The organism is Nocardiopsis sp. CNR-923 (genome assembly GCF_001942255.1).
In the GTDB taxonomy this organism is placed as follows: Bacteria; Actinomycetota; Actinomycetes; order Streptosporangiales; family Streptosporangiaceae; genus Nocardiopsis.
Map to the genome: position 1 here is coordinate 1 of NZ_MKKC01000106.1, position 26,479 is coordinate 26,479.

The window sequence follows — 26,479 nt, forward strand, 5'->3', positions numbered from 1 at the left end:
ACTCTGCCCACGCCAAGCTCCGCGCACCCGGCGAGCGCGCGATCGCCCAACTCAAGAACTGGGATGTCCTACGCCGCCTACGCTGCTGCCCGCACCGGGTCGGCCAGATCACCCGCGCGGTGCTGGTGCTTCAACTCCGCGAAGCAGGATGAAAAAGGCTCACTATTCTATGGTTGCTCTGGTTTTAATGCAGAAGCCAAGGATTTCTCTTTAATTTTCACCGAATCAGATCCTGCTCACTCGTACTCCAGGTGCCCCGTTCTCATAGGTTGCCCACTGATCTGTGAACCGCGCGAACCTCTTCACCCTTTAACGCCGGATTCCGCAACGACTGGTGATCCCCGAAACGTGTAGCGGGGGGAGGGCATGCCCTCCCCCCGCTACACCATCAGAACAAAGTCCACGGTGGCAGTGCCGGAGAGGGCGGTGCCGCCCGCAGCTCGGACACCTCCACCCCAGTCCGCTCCTCCCACCAGACCGCGAACATGGTGCGGTGACACCACGAGTCCGGCCCCGGTCTCCGCAACCGGTCGAAACACAGCAGGACCAAGGGCTCGGCACTCCCGGGGGTGAGGGTGGAGCGCCGACCAGGAATCGCACCTGGGTCTTCCCTTGGGATGGGGGTGTGCAGCTACCATCTCCGGCGTCTGCGCCATCATCAAGGATGATAGCCCGCAGCTATCGAAGCTCTGGGCAGCATGCATCTGCCGGGATCGAGTTCCGTTAGGACCGACACCACTGAGGGCTCCCTGGACACGGTGTCCAGGGAGCCCTCAGTGAGTGGGGTCGACTACCCCTTGCACACACACGTCTCCCTGCTCGTCTGGTCCGACCAGCCAAAGGTGATGGCCACCTCGGTCACCGCCTGGCACGCCCCGGACCGGACCAGGGTGCCCTTCTTCTCGATTCGGGTGAGGAGATCCAGGAGGAAGTCCCTGACCAGGTCCGCCTTCTCCGGGTTGAGGGGCTGAGTGTGGGCGCCGCCGTTGCCGAGGAGGTACTTGACCCACATGGTGTCCTCGAAATCCGCCAGCCCTTCATGGGCCGCCCAGTCCAAGAGGATGGCCAGCTGGGCCCCCTCCTGAGCCGGAGTGAAAGACGCCACTTTGGTGCCGTTGTCCGCCATTTTATATCCTGTCTTTTTGGTGCTTTGTCGGTACAACTTAATTCTATTCCAAAGACCCTTCAGTTTCCATTGTTGCCCTTATATTTTTCATGAATTTGCGCACCTCGCAAATACAGGGCCCGCCGTGCAACATATGCATAGCGGACCCCGGCTTTCCCCTTCAGAACAGCGTGGGTGGCTCCGGCAACGCCACTGCCCCCAGTTCGGGCACCTCCACCCCGGTCTGCTCCTCCCACCAGACAGCGAACATGGTGCGGTGGCACCACGAGTCCGGCCCCGGTTTGCCCAACCGGTCGAAACACAGCAGGACCAGAGGCTCAAGTCTTCCCCGAGCCAGACTGCGGAGTTCGGTCGCGATCCGGTACAGGCCCGTCGCTGACAGTCGAGCCTCGTAACGTTTCCGGTACGGACTCCGGTCCAGGCCGAGCATGTCCCGGGTGGGGGTGATGAGCTGGGCGTGCCCGGCGAGGGTGTAGGACAGCGCCCATCGGGGCGCTCCCACGGTGGTACGGATCGCCGTCCCCATCCGCGGGTCGAACTCCTGGTAGGAGCAGGTGGCCAGTGCGGGCCCGGCTGGCACGTCGTCGTGCAAAGGTTCTCCTTCATCAGTGGTGGGGCCGGGCGTGGTGCCCGGCCCCGGTGGGGCTGTGGATGAGGGCCTAGGAGGGGCTCTCGCGTTTGCGCTTCTGGTGTTGAGCATCAAGGCTCGTGGAAGAGTTAGGTGCATTCGGTTCTCAGGCGCTGCCCTGCGATGTCGAAGAGGTCGAGTTGTTCAGCCTCGGCGGACGGGCGGCGGGTGGGAGTCGGGATGCCGATGTCGAAGCCTCCGCCAGGGGCGCGCCCAGGCACGTGCCGGGTACCGCCTCCGGGGCGTTCGGTGAGGATCGGTCCAGCGGCCTCGAACCATCCCTGCGGGTACACGCGCAGTGCGTCGGCTTCCCAAGCGGCGCACGCCCCTCGGTGTTCGTGGTAGGGGCGCGCTCCCATGACGGGCAGGTTTCGCCAGCCGGGGAAGGCGTGGTCGTGCCCGTCCTCGGCCGCCTCGTTTTCGTCTGTGCGGTAGGGGCCGGTGTGTCCGCAGGTGGGACAGGTCGACCAGTACCGCAGGTGGAACAGCGAAGTCTCGGTCTCGTGCAGTGGCTCGTACTCGTCGCGGAGCACGGACACGACCGAGACCCGGCATCCGGTGATGGGGGTGGTCACCAGGGGTTTCACAAGCCGCCCCCCAGGATCCCCTCGATCAGCGCGCCCGGATGCCCGGCGACGCCACTTGTGCCGTCGATGCCGGGGCACGAGTCGACGTTCTCGGGGTCCGCGGGTGCGTACACGCACCAGCGGTGACACGGTCGGCCGACGTCCGCACCAGACTTACGGCACTTCACCGCAAGCGGGTCGTCCTCGCCGTCCTCACCATCGTGGGGGGTGGCCGTCATTCCTCCTCCCCACCTGTCTCGGCGCGCTCGAGTGCGGCGTCGACGAGCACGGCGAACCCATCGTGGTCTACCCCGGCGGAGGTCGGTGCGGGCACCGGAGGCCGCTGGCAGGAGCACGCTCCTGTGCACTCACAGCCCAGGGGGACGACCTGGGCGGCGTCCCACACGTAGGTGACGCCATACCCGCCCCAACGTCGCTGAGGCTCCTGCGGGGAGGCTCCTGTAGTGGCCTGTGACGCCTGCTCGGAGTCGGATCGGGAGGTGGGGTTGGTGCTGTCCTGATCTGCGCTTATGGGTCCTTTGGTGGCCCTGGAGCGGCGATAGAAGATCGCCAGTCCCTTCTGGCCGGTGCCGATACGGTAGCCGAGCTCGCGCCAGGTGGTCTTGCCGTGGACGACGGTCGCGCCGGGCGCTGCACCGCGACCGCGACCCGGTTGGTCAAGCTGTGCCGCTCGTCCAGGCGGGCCGCGGTGCCGGCGAAGGCGTCGAGCTGTCCGGGGCTGCTCACCGCCAAGGCGTAGTCGATGAGCGCGCCGAGGCTGTGAGGGGTGAACCGGGGAGTGCCGCTCCGCTTCCTCTTCCTCGTGGTCTTCTTGCGTGGTGCCATGGAGCTTCCCTTTCTCCTACAGTTGGGGAGGAAGGGGGAGCCCCGCTATCTGCAGTAGCGGGGGTCCCCCGTTGTCACGCCTGGGACTTGCGCAGGGTGACGATGACGGTGGTCACGTGCGCCACCCTGGAGGGCGCGAACGCGGTGTCAGGGACGCGGCCGCGCAGGATGGTGCCGCACTCCTCGATGAGGGCGCGCAGGTCACCGTGAATGCGGTCCTCGCGGAAGGTGAGCCCGGCCGAGACGATCGCGGCCAGCTGCCCGCCGGGTTTGAGCCACTTCCAGGCGTGCAGTACGTGCCGGGCCTGGGCGTCGAACGGCGGGTTCATCACCACCAGGTCGTAGAGCTCGGTGCAGCCCGGCAGGTCGAACAGGGACTGCGGGTCAGGCGGCACCAGACCCAGGAAGTCCGCCTGGTAAAGGCTCCGCGCCGTCCCATCAGTGACCAGCGCACGCAGCTCCTGGGCGCGCTCGACGTTGTTCTCGACCATGTCGATCTCCACGTCGACGCCGGTCGCGGCGATCACCCGCACCAGAGCGCCGTCCCCGGCTGAGGGCTCCAGAACCCGGGCACCAGGGATGAGCGTCACACAGCTGAGCAGCTCGGCCGCCACGGTTGGCGGAGCGGGCACGAACCCCTGCTCCTTGGCGGTGGTGTACTCGCCGGTGCGCAGCTGGGCCAGGACCTGGGCGGCGGGCCGGTCAAACCGGTGCCCGCGCGCCCCCTTGGATCCGTCCCAACGACCCCCGGCCGCCATCAGGACCCGGTTGACCTTCTCGTACAGTGCACGGTCCAGCCGCATCGGCAACCGCAGCAATGGCCCGTCGGTGCTCACCTGGTCGTTGACTAGGACCTCCAGGACTTCGGGTGGGATCTTCACAGGCTTTCCTTCTCCATGGGGGTGGGTGAGGCAGGCGCACCGGATGTGGCCGCCTCGGGTTCAGGGGTGGGGTTCTCCAGAGCAATGACCGCGTCCAGAACCCTGCGTGCACGTTCTGCTTCCAGGGCGACAGTGATGGTTTCCGCGCGCATCTTGCGCGCCTTGGGGATCCAGTGCTCGGTCAGGACGTCCGCGACGCCGAGCAGCACCTGGTAGCCCAGGTCCCAGATGATGACGTTCGCGGCCAGGCAGGCGATCGCGAGCTCGTCGATGTCGACGGCCACCCACTCGACGGTGTGCGGGTCACGGCCGCGGTCGCGCATGAGTGCCGCAGCGGCGCGAAGCAGGCCACCGGTCCCGCAGGCGGGCTCGTGGATGCTCGCTTCGTCGGTCAGCCCCAGGATCCGAGCCATGACGTCGGCGATGTGCGAGGGGGTGTAGTAGGCGGCCCCGGCCTTGTTCGCGCCGCCCGCCTTGAGCAAGGTGAGGGTGACGCCGAACAGGTCGACGTCAAACCGCGCGTCGGGCAGGGTCAGGGAGAACAGGTTCGCGCGCAGCGCCGCTCGCACGACGGCGTGGACGGCCTTCTCCTCCCGCTCGGTCAGGGGTGTGTCGCCCAACCAGGCCAGCAGGAACGGGGCGGCAGGGTTGGCCAGGTCGGGGCGCAGGCGGCCGAACCTGCGCCACTGGGAGCGGATGTAGCCCAGGGTGTGGTCGGTGTCCCAGCCCAACATCTCCGTGGTGGCGCCCGGGGCGTGCTCGGGTTCGGGGCCGTGCCAGGCGATCGCCGCCAGTGCGCTGAGCGGCAGCTCGATGCGTCCGCTGATGTGGTGGCCGAACCAGGAGTCGGTCACGGCCTCGGCCATGCGCACGACCGCCGCGTTCATGTCGGCAGGTGGCATCCAGCCGGTGGATGCTGCGGCGGCCTTTGGCTCCCCGGCCGGGGTGGGCCTGGCAGCCACCGGCTGCGGTGTGCCGGTCGCGGCCACGAAGGGCGGTGTCGGGGCGGGGCCGGTCTTCGGCGCGGGAGGTTCTTGCCCAGGCAGGTCGAACAGCGGCAGCGTCTCCATCTGCATCACACACCCGTCCGAGCGGCCACGACGGTGGGCACGCAATCCGAGGTGCACGGCATGCCGCCCGGAGCGTGGCAGTGGGGACAGGGCTGGGCGAAGATCGCCCGCTCTGCGGCATCCAACCCGCGGGCGTAGGCGTCCTTGCACGCCTGGGCCAGCGCCTGGGCCTGGGCGGTGCGCATCACCGGGGTGTGCACCCGTTCGTCGACCGCCACCGCCGCCATGAGGGTGGACGTTGGCACCGCCTCGTACAGGGGCCGCCCCTCCATGGAGGGTCCCTGGAGCCGCCCGGTCTGGTAGGCCATGTTGAGCAGCCCCGCACACGTGTCCGCCTGTTGGGGCGCCCACATCACCGTGTCTACCGCGTCACCGGACTGGGCGATGATCCGGCCGCCGAGCCCGTTCACCCAGTACACGGTCTCCGGCACCATCCGGGTGGACTGGTGGGCCCTCACCGCCTCGGCCAGGTCGGTGTGCTCCTGGCACGGCCACTCGATGAGACCCTCATACTTGCGTGAGCACTGTGCGCACACGGTGACGTGGTCGGTGGTGCAGATCCGCCGCCCGCGCAGCGCCTCCTCCTCGGACAGCTCGGTGGCGTCGATGGGGTGGGCCACGAGCCACAGCCCGAACATCGTGCTGCCGGCGGCGGGCTCAGGGTGGGAGCACAGCCACGCGGGGGCGCGGCGCGCCTGCGGGCTGTGGGCACCCACGATCTTCCTGGCGATGGCCAAGACGATGCCGGTGGTGCGCGGGTCCAGGGTGCCGCACGCGTCGTACACCGCGCCCGCGCACTGCACCGTCGCGTTCAGGTCCGGTCCAGGGCTCGTGCGCTGATCGGTGTCGTTCATCCTCATCCGTTCGTGTCGTCGTTGCGTCGGGTCAAAGCGCGCTCGAGGTGCGCGTATTCGGGGCAGGGCCACATGACGCGGCGGTTGGCCCTGCGGGAGCAGCCCAGGCAGATGGTCACTTCGCTGGTGGAGCAGACGCGGCGGTAGCGCGTCCACTCGCCGAGCTCGATGTCGCCTGTGGGCCGGTAGGGCGGGTGGGCCTTGTCCCACTGGTCCCGGTCCGGACCCGGGGTCGGTCGGCGGTGGCCGCACAGCCGCACGGGGGTGGGCAGGGTGGCGGGGGTGTGGCGGTCCAGGGCGGCGCTGACGATGGCCAGCAGGACGTCGGCGGTGCGGTGGTCGGTGCCTTCGGTGTGGTGTCGGCCGGTGGCGTCGGCCACCCAGTGATGGAGAGGTGGGATCATCGGATGCCTTTCTTGAGAGGAGTGGCATTCGGGCGGGGTGGCCCGCCCCTGCTGGTCAGGAGGCGATGGGACGAAGCCCCGGGGGCAGCACCCGAGGCAGTTCCTGGCGGCACTCCGCTGCGCACACCGTGCCCGGGTCGGCGCCGCAGTCCCAGCAGGGCGGGGCCACCACTGCGGCGGTCTGGCCGAGCCCGAAGGCGTAATCCAGTTCGTGACGGACGTCCTCGGCCGGGTGGAACGTGCTGCGCCGCGGGCCGCCCAGAACCACGGTCGGGATCTGGTCGTCGCGGCCACCCACCAGCCAGGCGCGGTGCTCGTCGCGCTCGACCCGGTAGTCGAGGTGACCCAAGGTCACCTCCTCCTCAGCGGGGGACAGCAGCCGGGAGATCTCGCGCATCGTGTCGCAGGGCCCGTGCGCGACGCCGGCGGCCACCGCGGCGTTGAGCGCGGTGGCGGCCTGGCGGGTGCGCTCGTGGGTCAGGCCGGTGGCCAGCACCGCGATGGGGTCGCGGTGGAAGGTGACGTGCCGGATGAGGGTGGTGCCCTGGGGCTCGTAGGTGGGCAGCAGGTGCGCGGGGACGCGCATGGTCGTACTCCTAGGTGTAGGGGGTGAAGGGCGACCCGGGAGTGCGCCGGGTCGCCGACTGGGGGCAGCTAGTCGGCGGCCTGAGGGGTCCTGACGCTGACGAGAGGGTTGCCTTCGATGAACACTTCGCAGGGGATCGGCGGGTACTCCGGACCTTGGAGGAACCGGTCACCGGTCAGGGTGTAGCTCTGGCCGCCTTCGGCCTCGTCTATGCCGAGAACCTGGAGGGTCCAGGGAACGTCGCTCACGAGGACCCACACAAGGGCGCCTGGGAGGATTTCCCGGGCCCGGGTGTACTGGCCAGAAGGGGCGTTGGGCAGATCCGCGGTCCCCGCGACGACATCGGGGGTTGAGTTCATGTGGACTTCCTTCCTGATTGGTTCGTGGTCAGGGGCGGTCCGGGAGCGGGTTGGGCCGCCCGGCTGTTCACCAGGTCTGGCTGAGCCAGGCGCGGTTCTCTTCGGCCCGTGCCTTGCGACGGTGGGCGCGTTTCCAGCCCGCGCGAGCGTGGATCCCGCCGCTGTGGCAGAGGCAGCTGATGTGGTGCCGACAGTGACGACTGCCCAGCATGGAGGTGCTCATCATGCGACTCCTTCGGAGGTAGCAAGGTGGTGGCCCCCACCCCGAAGGTGGGGCCGGTGGGCGTTAGCCCAGGTAGGTGATGTCCTTAATGTCGTCCCCGTCGAAGGTGTGGCCTTGCCATCCATCCCAGCGATGGAGAGGGTCCAGGCCAGGCCCCGCCCCTCCTTCATCCGCCCGTTGGCCGTGCCCGCCTTCCGGAGGCCGTTGTGGAGGACCAGGGCCACCCGGGTTCCGGCCTCGATCAGGTAGGGGGAATGGTGGAGAGGGAAGCCATTTTGTTTTCCCTTCTTTTTGTTCTTATAACTCAATCATAATACGCGGGATTGTCTCCCACAAGAGAATTCCACTTTGAGTCCTGCATTTTTCTGGGAATTTTCTCAAATCAGCGAAGTCTGGTTTTCCATCATTTCGGCGCGCGCCCACGCCTCCGCGAATGCCGGTCCCCTCTTCGGTGACGCCGTGGCAGGGGCCGCAACCCACAACTCCTCGCGCGCAGGGTGGGAGTCATTCCAGGTGCGCTGGTGAGCCCAGACACGCTCGACGCCGTCCTCAGCCGCCCGCGCTCCATTCGCCCGCGCGAGCTCGGCGTGCATCTCGCCCCGACTCCCCCGCGCCACGACTTGGAGGTCACGGGTCACCGATCCTGGGTGTTCCGGGCCTGCGGACGCACGCTGCCACACTCGCCGCACGTGGTACACCGCCCATGTCTGCGCCTCCAGGTGGGCCGCGAACCGGTCCAACACCCGCTCCCCGCCCGGGTGACGGGCCAGCGCGTCGTGCAGCCGCTCCCCCGCGATCAAGCCCTGCCGCGGGTTCAACGCCACAGCGGTGCACTCCATCAGTAGCGGCAGCATCGCCTGGGCGGGGTCGGCCACATACCGGGGCAGCGTCCGCGCCCGCCCGGCCCGGGACGTGAGCGCGTAGGGACAGTACGTGCAGCACGACTTCGCCCACGGAGTGCCGAACTCGGCGAGCAGGTAGTTGCTGCACATCTGGCGTGTCCAGCCGTGCTCGATCAGCGGGTACCGGGCCACGCGCCGGGCAGGCCCGTACCCGCGGTCGCGGTCGGCCCGCCCCTGCTCTTCGACCTCGAACCCCACCACGTGCTCATAGGGGCGTCCCGCCGTGATCCGCGCGATGGTCTGGTCCAACGGGAATCCCTTAGCTTTCTGGCTACACCGGCGCGCTCCCCCCGCCTGCGGTACCGTCCCCGCGGCCAGCAGCTCGTCGGCGAGGGTGTAGTCGCCCTCGATGTGGCACACCGTGGGGGCGCGGGTATCGGAGAACACTGTCACCCCGTCGGCCTGGACCGGGCCCGCGCGGGCGACCTGGATGGTGCGCACCCGCCGCTCAGCTAACAGCGGGAACAGGTGCTCCTCCACCAGCTGCTTCGTGATCGGCCACTCATCCCCCGTCTGGGCGATGAGCACCGCCATGTCCTCCCAGTCCCAGGGGAGCGGGAGAGCGCCGAACGCCCACGCGGCCACGAGCGCGGAGGAGTCCACGCCCAAGCCCAGGGACACCACGCCCCGCGGGGGCGGCCCGGAGGCCAGCCCCCGCACGCGCGCGATCACGTCCCGGGCTCCGAACGCTCGTGGTCGCGCAGCAGCCGCCGGCACATCTGCTCTTCCGTCGTGTCCGGGTCACCGCCATCAGACGGGCGTTCGGCCTCGACCAGCTCCATCCACCGCTGGTGCAGGGCGATGGTGTCGCCGTGGAATACCAGTCGGCACCCGGGGAAGTAGTCGCACAGGCACGAGCAGCCGCCGCGCTCCAAGGTCCCGAGCTGTTCGTCTGCGAGCCACACCTGGTCGCGCACCTCTGTGCCGTGGCGCAGGTCCAGGGTCCGCACCTGGCGCAGGTGCAACCCCTGGAGCGGGCCGCTCATCGCTGGGCCACCAGACGCCAGGGTTCGGCCACGGGCGGAACCGGAAGCTGGTACAGGCCGCACGGCAACGGACCCCAGCAGTCACCGGCCTGGGGGGAGACCACCACCAGGCGTTCAGCGGAGGCCACCTCGTCCCCGGTCAGGTCGTCCAGGTCCCGCTCCGGACCGTCATCCACGCTCACGCCCAGGCGCAGACGGCACGGCGCGGGCACCCGGGCGTTCCACCGGCGCACGGCCCGCAGATGCAGGGCAGCACCCTGGGGGGTGAACAGCGGGTCGATGGCGTGGATGGTGGACTCCAGGACGTCCACCAGGGCGGGCAGGGGGCCGACCGTGTCGGGGCTGTGGACGCGCACCGGCGCCCACAGCCCGCCCAGCGGCGCCGTGTCGCTGCGCGGCACCCACGGCCGGGCGCCCAGCACCGCGACCGTGTCGGGGTGGCACCCCGCCTCCCGCACCACGGGACCGTGGTCCAGGACCGTGCCCTGGGCGTCGACGCGACGAACAGGGCGGGCAGGTGCCTGAGCACCATCCGAGGGAGGCCGGTGGTCAGGTCGCGGATCCGGAGCCGGTCGCAGGCGACGGTGGGCACCTGCCCGGCCGCTTCCCGGGAGATCCGGGGACGCGTCATGAACGTGGTGTCGGCCTCGGGGTAGCGGGTGTAGGCGTGCAGGATCGCGGCCTGCACGGTGGGGGCGTCCACGCGCTCCTGCCACAGGTGGATGCGGTCATAGTGCCAGGTATGGCCGGTGTAGTCGGCACCGGTGGCCACCTCCAACAGGGTGGGCGGGTCCGCGTCGACCTGGGACAGGGTGAGGGTGTATTCGGGCACAGGGGTCTCCGTTCTCGAAGGGGGTGCGGGGGCGCCCGGCCGGACGCCCCCGCACAAGGGGGTGGGCAGGGTTAGTCGGCGTCGTAGAAGGTGACCCAGCCGCGGTCCGGGCCCATCCACAGGGCGGCGCGTACGGCGTAGATGGGCAGCACCAGCTCGGGCGTGGCCGCCAACGCCTCCTCGTAGGTCCGCGCGCCATCGAGCGCGTGGCGGGCGCTGCGGTCGTTGCCCGCGGTGGTCAGGACGCGGATGAGGAACACGCCCGTGGCCGGGTCGAGATCGACGACCAGGGCGTCGTAGGTGGCTTCGACCACGAGCGCGGTGAAGAAGGCCTCGGCGTCGACGCGGTGACCGTCGGCCGCGCGGCTGGACTGGATGAGCGCACGCACCCGCTCCAGACCGTCGGGCTTCAGGGGGGGCGTACCTGGTGCGGTCGGTGTGCACGCGCGCCACCGGGCGACCGTCCAGGTGCAGCGTTCCGGCGAAGATGGGCTCACGGTCGGTGGTGGCGGGGGCCAGGACGAGGCGCACATCCGGGTCGGAAACGCGCAGGCCGGTGTGGGTCAGGGCGTGCATGGAGACTCCTTCGGGGTGGGGTGGTTGCCCGTGTCGGGTGTGGTCAGGAGCAGGACCCCGCTGCGGGGTCCTGCTCCAGCGGTTTCTCAGCGGCGGCGGTTGAGGAACTCGGTCAGCTTTTCTGCGGGCAGACCCACGATCAGGGCCTGCTGCACGAGCTGGGCCATGGTGTAGTGCGGGTCGGCCGTCAGCGCCACGTCCAGCGCCGCCTGCGCCAAAGACAGGTCCTCGTGCTGCCAAGCGGCGACGGCGACCAGGGACGCGGGGGCGGCGCGGTCCCCGGTGGCCGCCGTGCGGGTGACGCGGGACCACAAGTCCAGGTGGGTGCGGGCGGTCTCGGGGGTGATGGCCGACCACACGGCGTCGCGGACCTGCACGTCACGCAGGGCCACGGCCAAACGGACCAGGTGTGTGACGCCGCGCGCTCCGGTGCCGGTGAGGGCGGCGTCGATCGCCTCGCGCACCGCCGCCGCCCCGTGGTCGTTGACGGTTTGCGCGGCGCGGTCCCACAGGAACGCGTCTTCGGCTTCGACTGTGGCCGCCGTCAACTCCTCCGGTCGTACGGATGCGTCGGGCTCCAGACCCCGGGCTGCCGGTGCGGTCGTCGGGTGCCGGTACGGCTCGGGTGTCAGCCCCCGCAGGACCAGCTCAGCGGGGAGCGTGGACCGGTGGGGATCGATCGGGGTGCCCTCGGGCGGGCAGCACCCGGAGTCGGTGCACTGGTAGGACCAGTAGCGGCCGTCGCACACCCGCAGGGCGTCGACGACGGTCAGACCATGCCGCCGGGCGGCGGCGGTGATGGCGTCGATGTAGGCGGTGACCTGTGCACCGGACCCGTAGCCGACCACGTAACAGGCGTCGGAGCCTTCGGCTACGGCGTGGGTGATGGCAGCTTCGGCGAGACGCTCGCCGCCAGTGCTGGTCTGGTGGAGGTCGCGGCACAGGGCCGAGCCCACTCTGTGGTCCTTCATGGTGAGGACCACCAGGCCGGGGTCGGGCGGGGTGCCCACGAGGTAGGGCATCATCGCGAGGGTGTCGTTGGGGGAGGTCACTGTGATCTGGTCGGCGTCCACAGCCGTTGTCCTTATCTAGGAGGGGGTGTGCGCACCCGAGCGGGCACCCACAAGGGGGGAAGGGAGGGGGCTACGAGTGGGTGAGCGGGGTCAGGTGCCAAGCGGGCGCGATGCGCGGCAACGGCAGGGTGTACAGGCCGCAGGGCAGCGGGCCGACCGGGGTGGCGTGCTCGCCGTACACGGCGTGCTCCCGGTCGAGCAACGCCGGGGTCACCTCGACCTCCACCAACCGGCCGCCGTCATCGCCGTCGTCGGCGCGGGTGAACAACCGGACCTGGGCGGGCGGCGGGACGCGGGTGTTCCACGCCCGTATGCCTTCCAGGTACACGCGCACTCCCTGCTCGGTGAACAAGGGCCTCGCCACATGAAGGGAGGCTTGCTCCAACGCGTCCACCAGCGCGGGGATGGGGCCGACGACGTCGGGGATGTGCACCTGGGCTGAGGTCCACAGCCCGCTCAGCGGGGCGGCGTTCTGCCTGGGCACCCAGGGGCGGATGCCCACCACCTGGTGCATGTCGGGGTGGGCGCCAGCCTGGTCGAGCGTGCCCTGGTCCAGGACCGTGCCCTGGGCGTCGACGCCGACGAACAGGGCGGGCAGGTGATCCTCCTCGATGCGGGGCAGGGTCTCGCACAGGGCCCGCAGGGCGGCCCTGTCGCGGGCGCAGGTGGTGACCTGTCCGGCGGCCTCTCGGGTGATCGTCGGCAAGGTGACGTGCGCCGGGTTCAGGCGCGGGTAGTGCTCGTAGGCGACCAGCACGGCCTGGTGCGGGGTGGTGGCCGTGACGAGCATCTGCCGTAGGCGCATCCGGACGCCGTGCCACACGTCGTGGGTGTGGTCGACGGCGTCCCGCACTTCGAGGACGTGCGGCGACTGTCCGGGGAGCTTGCCCAACGTGACAGAAAAGGTAACCATTTCCTGACTCTCTGTAGTGGCGGGTGGCCGCCCGACAGGGCGGCCACAGCGGGGGCGGGGGGTAGGTGTCAGGGAGCGGGGTGGAACCGCACCCAGCGGTCGTCGACGAAGGCCTCGGCGGATACGACATCCCCCGACATCTCGACCAGGCCGAACATGTGGGGCACCCGCTCTGGCGTGAGGGTCACAGTGCTGGCGAAGGTGACCACGTCCGGATAGCGCACCTGGCAGGTGGCCACCACCGTGTCGCCGCTGCTCATTGGCAGCTCCTCAACGACACGGATCGCGTACCTCTTTCGGGAGCGGGCGACGGACGCGACCACCTTGGCGAAGCTGGCCTCGTTGACGAGTTCGTCGGCCAGCGTCTCCTCGTCCAAGGGCTCGTCATGGCGACCTCGGGCACCCTCGATCACGCCCGCCACGCGGGCCGGTGGGAGTTGATGGTCCGCAGCAGGGTCGGCCCGCCCGTGCCCCCGTTTTCGATGACGCCGACGTCGACGCCGTCGATGTTCAGCCGGGTGGTGACGGCGATGCCGCTGGACAGCGCCAACTCTCCGTAGTCGGACACCATCACGGGGGTGCTGAGGCTGATCTCGGTATGCGGCAGAACGTACCGCCGCCCCGTGCCAGGGATTTCGTCCGTGGGCATGGCGTTTCCTTCCAGGGGGTGAGGGGGAGGAGGCATTGGCCCCTCCTGCGGGATGGTGTGGGTCGCAGCCGCATTCGCCGCTGTCCGCTGGGATGAGCCAGCGGACAGGGCGCGTGCGGCTCTGGCTCCGGGTGGCTTCGGCCTACTCCTCAGCCGCCTCCCGAGCGGCCTGAGCCTGACGCTGGTCCTGCGCGGTGCGCAGGGTGCGCAGGTCCTCAGCAGACAGGGTGCGCAGCAGGTTGGCCCGGTCGGCTTCGATGCTGGACATCTCGTCGCCCACCTTGAGGAGGGAGTGGACGTCAGCGCTGTCGGCCAGGGGCGGGTAGGGCCGGTAGCGCGGGTACGACGAGATGCTCATCTCGTGAGCGAGCTTCCAGGTCGCCTCATCAAAGCCCCGGTAAAGCATTCCCTGTGGATACCAATTCTGAACGCTGGCCATTTTAAAACCTTTCTTTCTGTTTCTTTCTTACATCTAAATCCTATTCCACCGACTTCCCTAAGGCCATTAAAAAGCCCCCGAAATTCTATTTATTTTCGGGTGATTCTGGACCCAGCTCACGCACCCGCGCCGCGCCGGGAGTTCCGTAGGCGTTGAGGCGCGACTCCACCACTTGGGCCAGGAGTCGCCCCGGGACCGCAGGGGGTTGTACGGGCAGGGCCATGACGAACGCGAGCTCGGCGACGGGCGCGGTCGCGGCGCGGCTCAGCGCGATGGCCTGTGTGCCGCCTCCCGCCGACGACGCGTGGCTGCCGGTGATCTCGTGCGGCTCGACCTCGGGGGTGTCCGGGTAGGGCACCACCTGCACGTGGCCACGGTAGATCTTCCGCTGTTTGGGGCGGTCGCTGCCTGTGTCGCGGAGCGCCGTGACCGTCTTCCCGTGCAGGTGGGCGAGGTTGCTGGGGGTGTAGGAGGGGGGAATGGCCCCCTCTCCGGGGTGAGGGGTCAGCAGCAGCACGGGATGAGCCAGCAGGCGCTGCATGCCTGCTGCTGGATGTGGGCCGCTTCGGCGCGGTTGGCCTCGGCCTGCTGCTCAGCCGCCTCCCGACATGCGGCCTCGTGGCGTTCGTCCTGCCAAGTGCGCAGGGTGTGAAGGTCATCGGCCGTCCAGCCGTCGAGAAGATCAGCGCGCTCGATAGAGACGACCCTCAAGGCGAGAGGGAAGGCCAAAAAGGGAATGAGATTGTCCTTTCTGGGCATGGGTGGGTAGTCCCGGTAGGGGACTCCGCACAGCTCGTAGATCACCTTCCAGGTCTCCTCGTCGAAGTCCTTGGTGAGCATCTGCCGGTGCCGAAAATTCTCAACGGTAGACATTCTTAATTCCTTTCTTTGGGTTTCTTTCTTATACAAGAATCCTATTCCACAAACCTACATATTTCCATTTAATTCGCCCTTGAATTCTTGGTTTTTTCTTCGGCTCTGTCGGGCCCACCGCCCTTGCGGTGGGCCCGACAGGCGGCTACTCGACGACCTGCATCGCGAACGCGATCTCGGCCAACGGCACCGGCGCCAGTTCGCACACCCGCGTCGCTTCGCGACGGCCGTCGGCTCCGGTACGCGACGCCAGCACCCGGAACACCCGCACCAGGTCACTGGTCGCCGAGTCCATGGCGATCTGCACCTGGTGGTAGACCGTGCCGTGCTCGATGGGCTCGCCGGGCCGGGCGCGAACGAACGTCATCCGCGCGCCGTGGCCCGCGTACCGGTACATCTCGGTGCTGGTGTAGGTGCGCCGCACCGGGTAGCGGGTGGTGTCTGGACCGATGTCGATGAGCTCGTTGCCGAAGTACATGCCGGCGTACTGGCTGGCCATGACCGTGAACCCGAACTCGGTGCGGGGGATGAGCAGCTGCGTCACCGAGAGCAGGAACTGCCCGCCGTTCATGGGAACCGGCTGGACGAGCACGGTGTCGAAGATCCGGCACCCGTCGTCGAAGTCGCCCGCGACCAGAGTCACGCGCACTGGCTGGCCGTCCCACCGGGCGACGTCGCCCTCGGTGGGTCGGGGGTCGAAACGGGGCCGGGGATCATCGGCGGTGGGGTACCGGAACGGGCCGACCGGCGATCCTGCGCGATTCATGGAAAGTGCCTTTCTGAGAAGGGTCGGGGCCACCCGGGCGGGTCGCCCCACATGGGGGGCGAAGGGGACGGTCAGTGGGTGGTGTCGAAGTAGGTCACCCAGCCGCCGCGTTCGGTGCCCATCCACAACTCGGCGCGCACCGCCGACGCCGGCAGGCGCAGACGTGGGGCACGTTGCAGGGCGTCCTCGTATCCGCTGACGTTGAGGTCGGTGTGCACGCACCGGCGGCGTCGGCCGTCACTGTCGGTCACTCGGTGCAGCCACAGACCGGGGGTCGCCTCGCAGCGGGCGATCGCCTCCTGGTAGGCGTGCTCCTCCAGCAGCCACCACACCAGCGCGCCCTCGTCCACGGGCACCCCGTGCCGATCCCGGCTGGGCACCACCACCCGGTCCCACTCCTCCGCCAGGGGGAAGCCGCGGGCCCGGTACAGGACGGTGCCGGCATCGTAGCCGTGTTCGCACTCATCGCACGGGCTCTGCTCGACGGTGCCGACCAGCGTCTCGCCCAGGTACACCTGGGCTGTGGCCGCGGCGGCGTAGCGCAGCTCCACCCGCTGCACCTCGGCCAGGCGCACCCGGTCGGTGGGCATGTACAGGCCGGTGTGCTGCAGGACGACTCCCCCACCGTCCACGTTCGGCGGAGGCTGGTCGGCGTCGTAGACGCTCACCCACCCGTGCCCCGCGCCGAGCCACACCTCGATGCGGCGGATCCCGTCGTGCAGGTCCGTGCGGGCGGCCTGCATGATTCGGTAGTCGCTGGCCGACGCGGGCGCGGCGACGCTGGAAAGGTGGCGGCCGCCGGCCTGGTCGTACCAGCGCACAACGTGCTCGTCCTCGGACACGTATGTGATGTAGGCACCGGTGTCGTATTCCTCCAGGAGCGCCTCACACCACTCGGCCATGGTGGGCGGTTGCCCGTCGGCTCTGCGGCACGCACGGATGTAGGCGTCTACGTTGTCGTCGCCGCCTGGGGCGTGGCTGACGTAGGCGGGTTCGAGGGGGTCATCGGTGATCGTGCACAACACCGTGCCCGCGCGTGTGACCGTGGCGGTGCGGCCCATGTCGGGGTCGATCGGGTCCTGGACGTCGGTGTCCGTGACCCGTGGCACGGGCTCGGGTATCCGCATCCGGGTGTGCGGCAACGGTTCGGACAGCATGATCCTCCTCGGGGATCAGGGGCCCGGGGCGTCCGCCCCGGGCCACGGTGTTGGTCAGTGCTGGTCGGGGTCGGGGTAGAACTGCACCCATGCGCGGGTGCGGCCCATCCACAGCTGGGCGCGGACGGTGGTGGGGTTCATGGGCCTGGCCCGCGTCGTCTGGAGCGCCGCGCTGTAGGTGTGGGTGCGCGCCAGAGTGACGATGGACGGAGTGGCGTACCCGTCCTCGTCGAACTCACGGACCACGAACCTGCGCCTGCTGGGGCCGGACCGCTGGATGAGCCGTTCGGTGTCGTACTCCTCCACCAGCAGGTCGCACCAGTCCTCCTCCTGGACGGGCCGACCGTCGGAGTCCCGGCGCTGCTGCTGATGTCGCGCAACAGCTCGGCGACGTTGGGGTTGAGGGGGCGCAGCGTGGTGTCGCCTCCTCGACCCTGGTTCTCGATCACGGCGACCGGCCGGGTGCCGCACCACCGGCGGGCTCACTGGTTCGTGACCTCCATGACGAACGCGATCTCCGCGGCGGGCAGGGTGGCGGCGAGCCGAAGCTCGGACACCTCCGCGCCGGTGGGCGACGTGTAGCTGTGGACGATCTCGTGCAGCTCGACCTTCGGCGCGCCCAGGTAGGGCACCAACAGCACGTGGTTCTGGAAGACCACGCGCTGCAGGACGCCGAGCACCTCGTGCTCGCGCACCAGGGAGACCGTTCGCTCGTGCAGCCAGGCGATGTCCTGGTCGGTGTAGGTGCGCCTGGCCGGTTCGTAGGTGGTGGCCGCGCGGATCCGCACGATGTCCGCGAGCGTGATCCACTCCGCGAACTCGCTGGCCATGTGGGCGAACCCGTCCTTGGTGGTGGAACCGAGGATCTGGTGCACGTTGACGTAGACCGCCCCGGAGCGCCCTGTGGTCAGGTGCAGGGTGACGTTGGGGAAGATCCGCTCGGGGATCTCACGGTCGGGGTCGGAGACGGTGGTGAGCTCCACGGCCTGGCCTTCCCAGGCGCGCACCTCCTCGGCGGTGTGGCGGTGGTGGGACAGGTCGTAGATGTTGGTGCCGTGGTGGTAGGGGCCTGCGGGTGCCTGCATGGGGGTGCCTCTCCGGTGGGGTGGTCGCAACCACCCCACCGATTCATAGGATCATCGGATGTCAGAACTCAAAGGGGGTCATTCGGTGTAGTAGCGGCCGTAGACGCCGCCGAGCCCGTTCTTCAGGTCCTCGCCCTGGCCGTTGCACACCACCTCTGCGTCGGGGTCCCAGCACCCGTCGGTGCGCTCGGCCACGGCGCGCACGTTCACCGCCGTCGACCCGCGCAGGACCGCGCGGGCGGGGACCCGCACCAGGCCGACGAAGAACCCGCCGCGGCGGGCGTCGGAAGCCTTGCGCGCCTTGGACGTGGCCGCCTCGGAGGGGCCGAAGAACCCGCGGAACCGGCCGTCGGGGTTGGCGGGGTCCAGCAGCGCCCACCGGGTGCCGTACTGGGTCTGGATCTGCTTGGCGGGGACCAGGGCCCCGTGCAGGTCGAACAGGGCCGGGAACTCCCACAGCCCGCCGGCCTCGACGATGCGCGCTTCCAACTCCAGGCGGCTGGCCTCCACGCCGTGCGCCCACTGTGACAGGAACCCGTCGGTGTCGCACCGCTCGAAGGACTCGTGTGCCTCCTGAATCTTGACGGCCGCTTGTTCGCGCAACTGCTCGGGGGTAGTCATGATGCTCTTCCTCTCGTGGTGGGGCCGGAGTCGGGCAACAGGGGGCGGCCCCCCGGGGGCTTCCGGGGGCGCCGTACGGGTCAGGCCGTGGCCAAGGCGCGGAGGAGTTCCTCCGCCTCGGTCAGGTCCGCGTCCAGGTCAAAGACAAGGTCGCCGACGGTGCGCAAGCGCACCCGGGTGGCCCGCTCGGGGCCGCGCTGGGCCTCGTCCAGCAACTCCACCGCGAGCGAGAGGTGCCGGGTGGCCTTGGCGAGCCTGACCAGGAACGCCGTCTCCTGGTCGCGGACCTGCCACGGCTTGGTGTCGGCCAGGGCGCGTGCCTCCTCGATGGTCGCCAGGGTCTGCTCGGCGCGCTCTGCTGTGGTGGGCGACTCCGGCTCCTGGGTGCTGTGAACGGCCCCGAGAATGCGGGCCACCCGCTCCAGTTCCTCACTCGCAGCCTCGCTGATGTTGGTGATCTTGTTGGTGGTGCGCGCGTCCACGCCTGTTCCTTTCAGAGGGGGTGTGCCAGGAAGGGGAAGGGGGCGACCCCGGTTTCCCGGGGCCCGATGGTCAACGGTGGATGAACCGGACCGGGGTGTGGGGGGCGAGCGTCCACTGGTAACCGGTCTCGTCGGTGACGTACACGAAGCCGTCGTATTCATAGACGGCGCAGGCAGTGACGGTGTCCTCCCCGCCGTGGTAGGAGGGGACGGAGACAATGTTTCCGGGCTTGATGTCGTGGACGGTGGGGGCGTCGGCCATGCTGCCCTCCTTTTTCTTTCGGAAGTTTCTGTTTTCTTATATCTAAATCATAATCCACAGACTTTTGCCCGTACACATTCTCGCTTCCCTGGTATTTCGTCTACCGTCGGAGTGTTCGGGTGCGACCCCACTCCATCTGATTCAGGAGCCGGGGCGCCTACAGTTCTCCCCTCCGGAAGTGGAACGGCAGGCACCCCCCGAGTGCCAGGGGTGCCTGCCTCGTGGAGTCAGGCGGCGCCGGTGGCCTCCGTTCTCTCCGGCTTGCCACCAGTCACCGCCTCCGGTTCCGCGCCAGCCCTACCCGTGGGCTCGACCAGAACTGGTCGGCCCATCTCACCGGCTGTCTGGAACGCCGCCGCGGTCCTCATGTTGGCGACGGCGCGGCTCGCGGTCGCCTGCAAGGCGGCCAGGCGCTCCTGGTAGACCGCCGCTCCCCCGGCGACGCCGTGGAGCTGCTGGGCCAGGGCCGCCGGGTCCATGCCGGCCAGCTCGGCGAGCAGCTCGCCCGCCTTGGAAAGCTGGTCGATCTTGGACATGGTGCGGGCCCGGTCCCGGCGGAGCTGGTCCTTCTCAGCGGGGGTCAGTTCCTCGACGTGGAACAGTTCGCTCTGCTCGTCTCTCTCGATGCTGCGCCTCGCCTTGGCTGCGGCCTCGGCGTCTCTGACGCTCGCGAACTCGCCGCGCACCCACTTGCTGAGCATGGCCTGCTGGGCGTCAGACGACAGCTCCCGCATGTACCAAGCAACGTTGAGCGGCAGGTGTCCAGCGTCGACCGCGTCCTGAGCATCGGTGTTCAGGGACAGCAGGTCCATGCGCCACTGCACGTAGGCGGTCGACTTACCGCAGGAAGCGGCTACATCCTCCACCGTGTATCCCATCTGCACAGCTCGGTGGAACGCCCTCGCCTCCTCCATGGGGGTCATGTCATCGCGCGCGGTGTTCTCGGCGATCTGGTCGAGCAGCACCGGCCCATCAGCCGTGGTGACGCGAGCCGTGATCGTCTTCCAGCCGAGCTGCTTGGCGGCCCGCCAGCGCCGCTCGCCCATGACGATGACGAACTTGCGCAGGGCGGGGACCCAGCGGACCACGACGGGCTGCTTGAGGCCTCGCTCCTTCAGGGACGCGGCGAGCTCGTCGAGCTTGTCCTGGTCGAAGAACTGTCGGGGCTGGTCGGGGTCGGCGATGACGCGGCCGATCTGGAGCTCCTCCAGGGTTTCTTTGGGGGTGGGCTTGGTCTTCGGGCGGGACTTCGTAGCGGACTTGGGCTTGGCGTTGGTCTTCTGGGTGGTCATTTCGGGTGTCCTCTCGGGAGTGCGGCAGGGGTGTCGGTGTCAGGGGTCGCTGGGCGGGCTTCGTTGGCGAACAGGGCAGGGGCCGCCCCCGGCTTAGCCGGGGGCCGGCGGTGGGGCTTGTTACTCCTCCCAGCCGAGCGCCTCACGGGCCTCGCTGGTCAGGTAGCCGAGCTGCTCACCCGCTGCCAGGTAGACGACTCCGCTTTTCGCGATCGCTCCGTTCTCGTTGGAGACGGGGCGGGTGGGTGCGGTGGCGGAGATCTCGTACTCCATCGGCCAGCTGGGCTGGGTCGCGAGCCGGACGGGGGCGTCCGGGCCGAGCACCGCCACGTAGTTGGTCAGGATGTCGACGAGCTCCTGGAGGGTGAGGGCACGCTGAGCCATTTTCTTTCCCCTTAATCCCTGTTCAATTTAGAAGAAACAAGAGTTTGTTTAACTCTTTATCTTGTGACTTAATCCTAGCCTCCTGACTTTCTAAAAACAATTCAAATCGACCAGGAAAGCAAAATAGATCGAGGAATTTTTGCAGCAGAAAGCCTGTCCTCAGCGATCGCTGAGGACAGGATCTGAACCCGGCTCACACCACGTAGGGACGCGCGAAACACCGGCACCGGGGATGCAGGGGAGGAAGACCGTCGAACCCCGCCCACACCGCGCCCAGGCCACTGTCTGGCCACGCGAACCGCAGGTTCGCTGATGCCACTACTCGGCCCTGCATCTGCATGCACCGGCGGCAAGTGCGCTCATCGACACGCACATACCACAGCAGCCCGACACCGGCCGAGCTCGCCGCCCACACCGCCCCCGCGTTGACCGCCCGATGGATCCTGGTGAGCACCCACGCCCACAGCCCACGCACGATCCGCTCCAGACGCAAGGACCGTGACCCCACCGAGGTCGCCTGCAACGCCTGCCCGGCCCGCCCCAGCCACTCACGCAGCTCACGGGCGATCTCACCGTCAAGGACCGTCGACACCACCGCCCGCAGCGGAGGCAGAACCACCCCGGTGCCACCCAGGCTCTGACGCCTGCCGATCACTGGTTCAGTGACACGACCCAGCGCGGCCCCGGTCACCATGGCCCGGTGTAGTGCCTCCTCCACTGTCTGGGCGACCTGGTCAGCCGCCGACGCCACCGCCAACGCCCCCAGCCCGAAAGCCGCGACCGCCCCCGCGACCGCGGACTCCACCCCAGCGCGGGTCTCCTCCTCCAGCTCCTCCAACGACGTGGTCGGGAACGGGTCGACCTCCCCCACCATCGGTTCGGGCAGAGTCTGCGTCACCAGAACCTCCTCACCGCGCGAACGGGCTGTACCCGCACACCTGACACACCGCCACCGATCCCGCCCTCACCGGGTCAGGCAAGGCCGCAACGTACAGCGACCACCGCACCAACGCGCCATCGCGCCCACACCCAGGACACGGCCCGTACATCGGTCGGCCGGTGATCAACGGCGGCGACTCCGGGGGTGACACCCGGTCCTCGTCAACCAGGCCCTGGCCCAGCTCCTCCACGACGGCGGCCGCCATCGCTGCGGCGTCGCGCGACCGCAGTCGCATCCCCAGGCCGGCAGCGGTCCGGGCCAGCGCCCTCCGGGTGCGCCACAGGGCGCTCACCGGCCGCACGCCCGCTCCCACCGGGCACCGACACGCCTCCACAAGCACTGGCGGCGGCGCCCGGCCTCAGATCCATCCCAAGACGACCCGTCCGCCATGGGGGTCAGCCCGAACGCGACCGCACCTGAGGAGGACAACGCAACCAGCCCCGAGCAGCCGGTGCAGCGCGCCCCGGCCAGCAGACGCTCGGCAAGCGCCCGCGCGGCCGCCGCGGGGTGGGTGTGCTCCTCAACAGCGATGCGCGCTCCCTGGTACATCGCCGACGCCCACCACCGGCCCTGCTCGACCGGCACGTTCTCCTCCAACGCGGCGAGGGAGAACTCCGTCGCACCCGACCGGCCGACAAGGTCAGCGCACGCCACCAGCTCGTCCTGCTGCTCAGGGGTCAACTTGTTCTCGCGCATGAAGTCCCCGAACCCTTCATCCATCGTCTGCTCCGTTCTGGCCCGAGATGATTCGGTCGAGGGCCGTGGCAGCGGCGCGCACAGACTCCGCGTGTGCATGCTGGTCGTCGAGGTCGGTGTTGACGGCGTCGGCCACCCGCTGATTCGGAACGACGATCGTCGTCACCCCGGTGACCGGGTCGGTGTGGAGGACGGCACGGTCCGGCCACAGGAGGCGGTTCACGACCACCACAGGTCGAGGTTGATTCACGTCAGCTCCACGATGCTCGGCCGCGCGCAGCGGAACGGGCAGGTCACAGGGGGTCCTTTCAGAACAGGGTGGGGCGCATGTACGGGATCTCCGCGAATCCGTCGGCACCGTCGCGGTCGTAGAGGGCGATGTCGTGGCAGCCGTAGCAGCACACGGCGATCAGGCGGGCGATCGGCCAGGCGGGCACCTGCACGCGGACCTGCCGGGTCCGGCCTGGGCGGCGTGTGGACGGCAGGTCTCGCACGTCGGTGAACGTCTCTCCGGGTCGGGGGTCGACCTCCCCGACGGTGAACCATCCGGGTTCACGGGTGCCGCACCTGGTGCAACCGGGAGCGGGCGGGCAGATGATCACGGCCGCGCGTTCCCAATGTCTCCACCTCACGGTGCGCCCATCGTGCTTGTTCAGGTCTGGGAACGGGGGTGGGGATGTGGGTGACATGGCTGGCTCCAGAGATCCGGAGGGTTTGGGTCGCAGGCGTCGACCCGTGTCCCGGCTTCCTGTCTACGTCGCTTCGGGCGGGCTTCATGCCGTGGCGCACAGCACCCCGGAGAGGGGGGTGTTTTTGTTGGGTCTTCGCTGGTTTTCGCTAGAACAGCCGCTTTTACCCGAAGGGGGTTTGTGGGATGCGGCGGAGGTTAATCGTTGCTGGTGGCGGCTTTGACGGCCTTCCAGAGCGGGTGGCCTTCCCGTTGCCGGCGGGAAGGGCACCCCTTTGGTTGTTGCTCAGTCCCGGTTGTGTTGCTGGTGGACGGTAATGCCCCACTCGTTGCGGATGCGGCGGGTGAGGTCCGCCCACTGAGGTGATCCCAGGGGACTGTAAAGATAAGGGCTCTGTCCCCATTCCGGTGGTGACGTAGGGCATCGTCCTGTCACGCTCGGTTGAGTGTGACGTCAAGGAACTCCTGAAGATCGTTTTCTCCGGTCTGCTCCCCCTGGTCATCGAGGAAGTTCTCGACGAGGGCACCCAGATACGGCTCCGCGCCCGGACCCCCGACCGGCCTGCCCCCTGCCCGCTGTGCGAAGCCCCCTCAGCGAAAATCCACGCCTACCACCAGCGCACCCTCACCGACACCCCCGTGGACGCCAGGAAAGTGTCCGTCGTAGTCCGAGTGCGCCGCCTGGCGTGTCCGACTCTCGGCTGTCCCCGTCAGACCTTCCGGGAACAGCTACCCGGTGTCCTGGCCCGCTACCAGCGGCGCACACCCCGCCTGGCCGCCCAGGTCGGCACGGTGGTTCGCGAACTCGCCGGACGGGCGAGCACCCGAGTGCTGTCCGCCCTGGCCACACGAATCTCCAAGAACACCGCGCTGCGGAACCTGATGCGCCTGCACCTGCCCAGGCATCCGGTGCCGCGCGTGCTGGGGGTGGACGACTTCGCGCTGCGTCGGGGCCGCCGATACGCCACCGTGCTCACCGACGCGGTCACCAACACCCGCATCGACGTCCTGCCCGACCGCACCGCCGACACCCTGCAAGCCTGGCTGCGCGACCACCCCGGGATCGAGATCGTGGTGCGCGACGGGTTCGCCGCCTACGCCGAAGCCATCCGCCGGGCGTTGCCCGACGCTGTGCAGGTCGCCGACCGGTGGCAGTGCGCCATGTGGCGCCTTGTCGTATCCCCGATTCAGTCGGGAAGAACTCGAAGGGAGGTTCTTGGGTCTGATGGCTTACCCAACCCGGAAACGGTGACGGGGACCAGAGCATGCCAGGAAACCGATGGTCGGGCTCAGGTATCAGAGACGGCGCATCGGGAGACCCGCGTGACACGGTGAAAGCTGAATTGCCTGAACCCCAATTCCCAGGATACTGAAGGTCGAGTCCGCCGGAAAGATACCTGAAACCGACGCCGCACTCTGCAACGGTTTTGTGCCATGGCCGATGCAACCTCCGGAGTGCGGAGCGATGCCCAGCGAGGGCATTCAAGGGGATGAGTGGGGCACCTACATCACGCTATGACGTACGACAAGGACGAACATGGGATCGCCTACGGGAAGAGATCTTCCTATGGCGACGGAGGCCCCGTAGTAGTCGCCGGAGTCACGACCGGCCAAGGGGGACGGGAAAGCCGTCCACATCGGGCGAAGGGGGCCAGGTGATCGGACACCTAAGAATCGGGAGGTATGCGTAATGCAGAGCGCCGAAACGGTGCTGGGTGTCCTCCGTGAACGCGGCAGGCGTGGCCTGCCGTGCAATGAACTTTATCGACAGCTCTTCAATCCGCAGTTGTATCTGCTGGCTTACGGGCGTCTGTACTCCAACAAGGGAGCGATGACGCCCGGAGTCGATGGGGAAACCGTGGATGGCATGTCGCTGGGCAAGATCGAGCACATCATCGCCGTGCTGCGCCACGAGCGCTACCGGTGGAGCCCGGCCAGAAGGGTCTACATCCCGAAAGGGCGGGGCAGTTCGAAGCTGCGCCCGCTCGGCCTGCCACCCTGGAGCGACAAACTCGTCGGGGAGGTGGTCCGCCTGCTGCTTGAGGCGTACTACGAGCCGACGTTCTCCGACTCCTCCCACGGTTTCCGTCCTCGTCGAGGCTGTCACAGCGCTCTACGCGACGTGGCCAATACCTGGACAGGGACGACCTGGTTTATCGAGGGAGATATTGCCCAGTGTTTCGATCGGCTGGACCATTCGGTTATGCTCCGGATCCTGGGTGAGAATATCCACGACAACCGGTTCCTGCGGCTGGCGCGGAACATGCTCACGGCTGGATACATGGAGGATTGGGTATGGTCTGCCACTCGTAGTGGCAGTCCGCAGGGCGGGGTTGTCTCGCCTATCCTTTCCAACATCTACCTGCACAAGATGGACGAGTATGTTGAGAAGGTTCTCATCCCTGAATACGACCGGGGAAGAGTCAGGAAGCCGAACCGCACTTTTCATCGGGTGTGGGCGGCGATCGGACGCGCCCGCAAGCGCGGTGACCGCGCCAAGGTGCGGGAACTGCGCAAGCAACTCCATAGCATGCCCAGTATGGATCCCCAGGATCCCGACTATAGGCGGCTGCGGTATGTGCGCTATGCCGATGACACCCTGCTCGGGTTCACCGGACCAAAGGCAGAAGCCGAAGAGATCAAGAGGCGCCTGGCACACTTTCTACGCGACGAACTCAAGCTGGAACTGTCGCCAGAAAAGACCCTCGTCACGCACGCCCGCACCGGCGCGGCAAGGTTCCTCGGCTATGACATCACCGTGCTTCACAACGACCGGAAGGTCTCCGGCAGGCGACGCTCTGTCAACGGGACCATCGGTCTGCGTGTCCCCCGCTCGGTGGTCACTGCCCAACAGACCCGGTATATGAAGCGCGGCAAACCCGCGCGTCGACCCGAACTGCTGAACCAGGACGACCACGTCATCATCAGCACCTTCGGATCGGAGTACCGCGGCGTCGTCCAGTACTACCTGATGGCCGGCGACGTCTTCAGGCTCGCCCGGCTGCAATGGGTCATGGAGACCTCGATGCTGATGACGCTCGCCAACAAGCACCGCACGTCGGTGTCGAAGATGGCCCGCAAGTACGCGGCCACCACCCAGACACCGTTCGGATCGCGCAAGCGCTTCGAGGCCCGCGTCGAACGCGTCGGCAGGAAGCCACTGGTCGGACGGTTCGGCGGGATCCCGCTGAGGCAGAACAGGAAGGCGGTCCTCACCGACCGTCGGTCGGCATCGGTCAACACCAAACGCAAGGAGCTGGTTACCCGGCTCCTGGACGGGCGGTGCGAGTCATGTGGGCGTCTCGACGAGGTGGAGGTCC

At 68.4% G+C, this 26,479-nt stretch carries 36 protein-coding genes and 2 pseudogenes; 4 read left to right on the top strand and 34 right to left on the bottom strand.

What is annotated here, in order from left to right; translation table 11 throughout:
- Positions 1-152: pseudogene (locus BJF83_RS18730) on the top strand (IS5/IS1182 family transposase); the annotation flags it as partial.
- Between the two features lie 638 nt (positions 153-790).
- Here BJF83_RS18730 and BJF83_RS18735 read toward each other — a convergent pair.
- From BJF83_RS18735 to BJF83_RS18745, 3 genes are all read right to left on the bottom strand, one after another.
- A complete protein-coding gene (locus tag BJF83_RS18735) occupies positions 791-1,126 on the bottom strand; it encodes a hypothetical protein (protein WP_075927337.1) in 336 nt (111 codons plus the stop codon).
- Between the two features lie 160 nt (positions 1,127-1,286).
- The gene (locus tag BJF83_RS18740; protein ID WP_262391670.1) at positions 1,287-1,718 is read right to left on the bottom strand and encodes a hypothetical protein; all 432 of its coding nucleotides are present in this window, start codon (positions 1,716-1,718) and stop codon (positions 1,287-1,289) included.
- Positions 1,719-1,843: 125 nt separating this feature from the next.
- On the bottom strand, positions 1,844-2,470 hold the full coding sequence (locus BJF83_RS18745; RefSeq protein WP_316042305.1) for a DUF6349 family protein: 627 nt from the start codon (positions 2,468-2,470) through the stop codon (positions 1,844-1,846).
- A gap of 478 nt (positions 2,471-2,948) precedes the next feature.
- Here BJF83_RS18745 and BJF83_RS29590 point away from each other — a divergent pair, with 478 nt between their 5' ends.
- Complete coding sequence (locus tag BJF83_RS29590; RefSeq protein WP_262391672.1) at positions 2,949-3,080, top strand: hypothetical protein; 132 nt, start codon at positions 2,949-2,951, stop codon at positions 3,078-3,080.
- Between the two features lie 160 nt (positions 3,081-3,240).
- On the opposite strand, the gene BJF83_RS18755 is transcribed toward BJF83_RS29590, so the two are convergent.
- The 31 genes from BJF83_RS18755 to BJF83_RS18910 form a co-directional block, all read right to left on the bottom strand.
- Positions 3,241-4,047: a hypothetical protein gene (locus tag BJF83_RS18755; protein ID WP_075927340.1), complete on the bottom strand. Its 807-nt coding sequence runs from the start codon at positions 4,045-4,047 to the stop codon at positions 3,241-3,243.
- The gene (locus tag BJF83_RS31235) at positions 4,044-4,616 is read right to left on the bottom strand and encodes an N-6 DNA methylase (protein ID WP_394329362.1); all 573 of its coding nucleotides are present in this window, start codon (positions 4,614-4,616) and stop codon (positions 4,044-4,046) included. The genes BJF83_RS18755 and BJF83_RS31235 overlap by 4 nt, the downstream gene beginning before the upstream one ends.
- 506 nt (positions 4,617-5,122) lie before the next feature.
- Positions 5,123-5,971 carry a hypothetical protein gene (locus BJF83_RS18765; protein WP_075927342.1) on the bottom strand — a complete coding sequence of 283 codons (849 nt, stop codon included), beginning with the start codon at positions 5,969-5,971 and terminating at the stop codon, positions 5,123-5,125.
- 2 nt (positions 5,972-5,973) lie between these two features.
- Complete coding sequence (locus BJF83_RS18770) at positions 5,974-6,351, bottom strand: hypothetical protein (protein WP_075927343.1); 378 nt, start codon at positions 6,349-6,351, stop codon at positions 5,974-5,976.
- Positions 6,352-6,430: 79 nt separating this feature from the next.
- Positions 6,431-6,961, bottom strand: a complete 531-nt coding sequence (locus BJF83_RS18775) for a hypothetical protein (RefSeq protein WP_075927344.1) — start codon at positions 6,959-6,961, stop codon at positions 6,431-6,433.
- Positions 6,962-7,029: 68 nt separating this feature from the next.
- Positions 7,030-7,320, bottom strand: a complete 291-nt coding sequence (locus BJF83_RS18780; protein WP_075927345.1) for a hypothetical protein — start codon at positions 7,318-7,320, stop codon at positions 7,030-7,032.
- A 600-nt stretch (positions 7,321-7,920) separates the two neighbouring features.
- On the bottom strand, positions 7,921-9,117 hold the full coding sequence (locus BJF83_RS18785) for a hypothetical protein (RefSeq protein ID WP_143831973.1): 1,197 nt from the start codon (positions 9,115-9,117) through the stop codon (positions 7,921-7,923).
- The gene (locus BJF83_RS18790; RefSeq protein ID WP_075927346.1) at positions 9,114-9,431 is read right to left on the bottom strand and encodes a hypothetical protein; all 318 of its coding nucleotides are present in this window, start codon (positions 9,429-9,431) and stop codon (positions 9,114-9,116) included. Before BJF83_RS18790 ends, BJF83_RS18785 begins: the two co-directional genes overlap by 4 nt.
- Complete coding sequence (locus BJF83_RS18795) at positions 9,428-9,892, bottom strand: hypothetical protein (protein ID WP_075927347.1); 465 nt, start codon at positions 9,890-9,892, stop codon at positions 9,428-9,430. The genes BJF83_RS18790 and BJF83_RS18795 overlap by 4 nt, the downstream gene beginning before the upstream one ends.
- A 442-nt stretch (positions 9,893-10,334) precedes the next feature.
- Positions 10,335-10,760 (bottom strand): hypothetical protein, encoded by a 426-nt coding sequence (locus BJF83_RS18805; protein WP_158070405.1) that lies wholly within the window; start codon positions 10,758-10,760, stop codon positions 10,335-10,337.
- A 165-nt stretch (positions 10,761-10,925) separates the two neighbouring features.
- Positions 10,926-11,912 (bottom strand): DUF4192 domain-containing protein, encoded by a 987-nt coding sequence (locus BJF83_RS18810; RefSeq protein WP_075927350.1) that lies wholly within the window; start codon positions 11,910-11,912, stop codon positions 10,926-10,928.
- Between the two features lie 70 nt (positions 11,913-11,982).
- Complete coding sequence (locus BJF83_RS18815) at positions 11,983-12,825, bottom strand: hypothetical protein (RefSeq protein WP_143831974.1); 843 nt, start codon at positions 12,823-12,825, stop codon at positions 11,983-11,985.
- Positions 12,826-12,893: 68 nt separating this feature from the next.
- Positions 12,894-13,202 carry a hypothetical protein gene (locus BJF83_RS18820; RefSeq protein ID WP_143831975.1) on the bottom strand — a complete coding sequence of 103 codons (309 nt, stop codon included), beginning with the start codon at positions 13,200-13,202 and terminating at the stop codon, positions 12,894-12,896.
- 32 nt (positions 13,203-13,234) lie between these two features.
- Positions 13,235-13,474: a hypothetical protein gene (locus BJF83_RS18825; protein ID WP_075927353.1), complete on the bottom strand. Its 240-nt coding sequence runs from the start codon at positions 13,472-13,474 to the stop codon at positions 13,235-13,237.
- 142 nt (positions 13,475-13,616) lie between these two features.
- The gene (locus tag BJF83_RS18830; protein WP_143831976.1) at positions 13,617-13,832 is read right to left on the bottom strand and encodes a hypothetical protein; all 216 of its coding nucleotides are present in this window, start codon (positions 13,830-13,832) and stop codon (positions 13,617-13,619) included.
- A 166-nt stretch (positions 13,833-13,998) separates the two neighbouring features.
- On the bottom strand, positions 13,999-14,454 hold the full coding sequence (locus BJF83_RS18835; protein ID WP_143831977.1) for a hypothetical protein: 456 nt from the start codon (positions 14,452-14,454) through the stop codon (positions 13,999-14,001).
- Positions 14,418-14,786 carry a hypothetical protein gene (locus BJF83_RS18840; RefSeq protein ID WP_143831978.1) on the bottom strand — a complete coding sequence of 123 codons (369 nt, stop codon included), beginning with the start codon at positions 14,784-14,786 and terminating at the stop codon, positions 14,418-14,420. The genes BJF83_RS18835 and BJF83_RS18840 overlap by 37 nt, the downstream gene beginning before the upstream one ends.
- Positions 14,787-14,931: 145 nt before the next feature.
- Positions 14,932-15,552 carry a hypothetical protein gene (locus BJF83_RS18845; protein WP_075927357.1) on the bottom strand — a complete coding sequence of 207 codons (621 nt, stop codon included), beginning with the start codon at positions 15,550-15,552 and terminating at the stop codon, positions 14,932-14,934.
- 71 nt (positions 15,553-15,623) lie between these two features.
- The gene (locus BJF83_RS18850; protein WP_075927358.1) at positions 15,624-16,709 is read right to left on the bottom strand and encodes a hypothetical protein; all 1,086 of its coding nucleotides are present in this window, start codon (positions 16,707-16,709) and stop codon (positions 15,624-15,626) included.
- Positions 16,710-16,763: 54 nt separating this feature from the next.
- Positions 16,764-17,015, bottom strand: coding sequence for a hypothetical protein (locus tag BJF83_RS27610; protein ID WP_075927359.1), 252 nt, complete (start codon positions 17,013-17,015; stop codon positions 16,764-16,766).
- Positions 17,016-17,191: 176 nt separating this feature from the next.
- Entirely contained in the window at positions 17,192-17,794 is a 603-nt protein-coding gene (locus tag BJF83_RS18860; RefSeq protein ID WP_075927360.1) for a hypothetical protein, read from the bottom strand.
- Positions 17,795-17,872: 78 nt separating this feature from the next.
- Positions 17,873-18,415: a hypothetical protein gene (locus BJF83_RS18865; protein ID WP_075927361.1), complete on the bottom strand. Its 543-nt coding sequence runs from the start codon at positions 18,413-18,415 to the stop codon at positions 17,873-17,875.
- An 80-nt stretch (positions 18,416-18,495) separates the two neighbouring features.
- Complete coding sequence (locus BJF83_RS18870; protein WP_075927362.1) at positions 18,496-18,897, bottom strand: hypothetical protein; 402 nt, start codon at positions 18,895-18,897, stop codon at positions 18,496-18,498.
- A gap of 70 nt (positions 18,898-18,967) precedes the next feature.
- Positions 18,968-19,159: a hypothetical protein gene (locus BJF83_RS18875; protein ID WP_075927363.1), complete on the bottom strand. Its 192-nt coding sequence runs from the start codon at positions 19,157-19,159 to the stop codon at positions 18,968-18,970.
- A 227-nt stretch (positions 19,160-19,386) separates the two neighbouring features.
- Positions 19,387-20,451 carry a ParB/RepB/Spo0J family partition protein gene (locus tag BJF83_RS18880; RefSeq protein WP_075927364.1) on the bottom strand — a complete coding sequence of 355 codons (1,065 nt, stop codon included), beginning with the start codon at positions 20,449-20,451 and terminating at the stop codon, positions 19,387-19,389.
- Positions 20,452-20,571: 120 nt separating this feature from the next.
- Positions 20,572-20,835, bottom strand: a complete 264-nt coding sequence (locus BJF83_RS18885) for a hypothetical protein (RefSeq protein ID WP_075927365.1) — start codon at positions 20,833-20,835, stop codon at positions 20,572-20,574.
- A 193-nt stretch (positions 20,836-21,028) separates the two neighbouring features.
- Positions 21,029-21,733, bottom strand: coding sequence for a hypothetical protein (locus tag BJF83_RS27615; protein WP_075927366.1), 705 nt, complete (start codon positions 21,731-21,733; stop codon positions 21,029-21,031).
- A gap of 10 nt (positions 21,734-21,743) precedes the next feature.
- Positions 21,744-22,076 (bottom strand): hypothetical protein, encoded by a 333-nt coding sequence (locus tag BJF83_RS18895; RefSeq protein WP_075927367.1) that lies wholly within the window; start codon positions 22,074-22,076, stop codon positions 21,744-21,746.
- Positions 22,064-22,495, bottom strand: a complete 432-nt coding sequence (locus tag BJF83_RS18900; RefSeq protein ID WP_075927368.1) for a hypothetical protein — start codon at positions 22,493-22,495, stop codon at positions 22,064-22,066. The genes BJF83_RS18895 and BJF83_RS18900 overlap by 13 nt, the downstream gene beginning before the upstream one ends.
- The gene (locus BJF83_RS18905; protein WP_075927369.1) at positions 22,488-22,703 is read right to left on the bottom strand and encodes a hypothetical protein; all 216 of its coding nucleotides are present in this window, start codon (positions 22,701-22,703) and stop codon (positions 22,488-22,490) included. The genes BJF83_RS18900 and BJF83_RS18905 overlap by 8 nt, the downstream gene beginning before the upstream one ends.
- Before the next feature lie 76 nt (positions 22,704-22,779).
- Complete coding sequence (locus BJF83_RS18910; protein WP_075927370.1) at positions 22,780-23,073, bottom strand: hypothetical protein; 294 nt, start codon at positions 23,071-23,073, stop codon at positions 22,780-22,782.
- Positions 23,074-23,588: 515 nt separating this feature from the next.
- On the opposite strand from BJF83_RS18910, the pseudogene BJF83_RS18915 reads away from it, so the two are divergent.
- Together BJF83_RS18915 and BJF83_RS18920 are read left to right on the top strand one after the other, a co-directional pair.
- Positions 23,589-24,311, top strand: a pseudogene (locus tag BJF83_RS18915) (ISL3 family transposase); the annotation flags it as partial.
- Between the two features lie 538 nt (positions 24,312-24,849).
- Positions 24,850-26,479, top strand: a 1,630-nt coding sequence (locus BJF83_RS18920; protein ID WP_075927374.1) for a reverse transcriptase/maturase family protein, incomplete at its 3' end; no start/stop codon positions are given.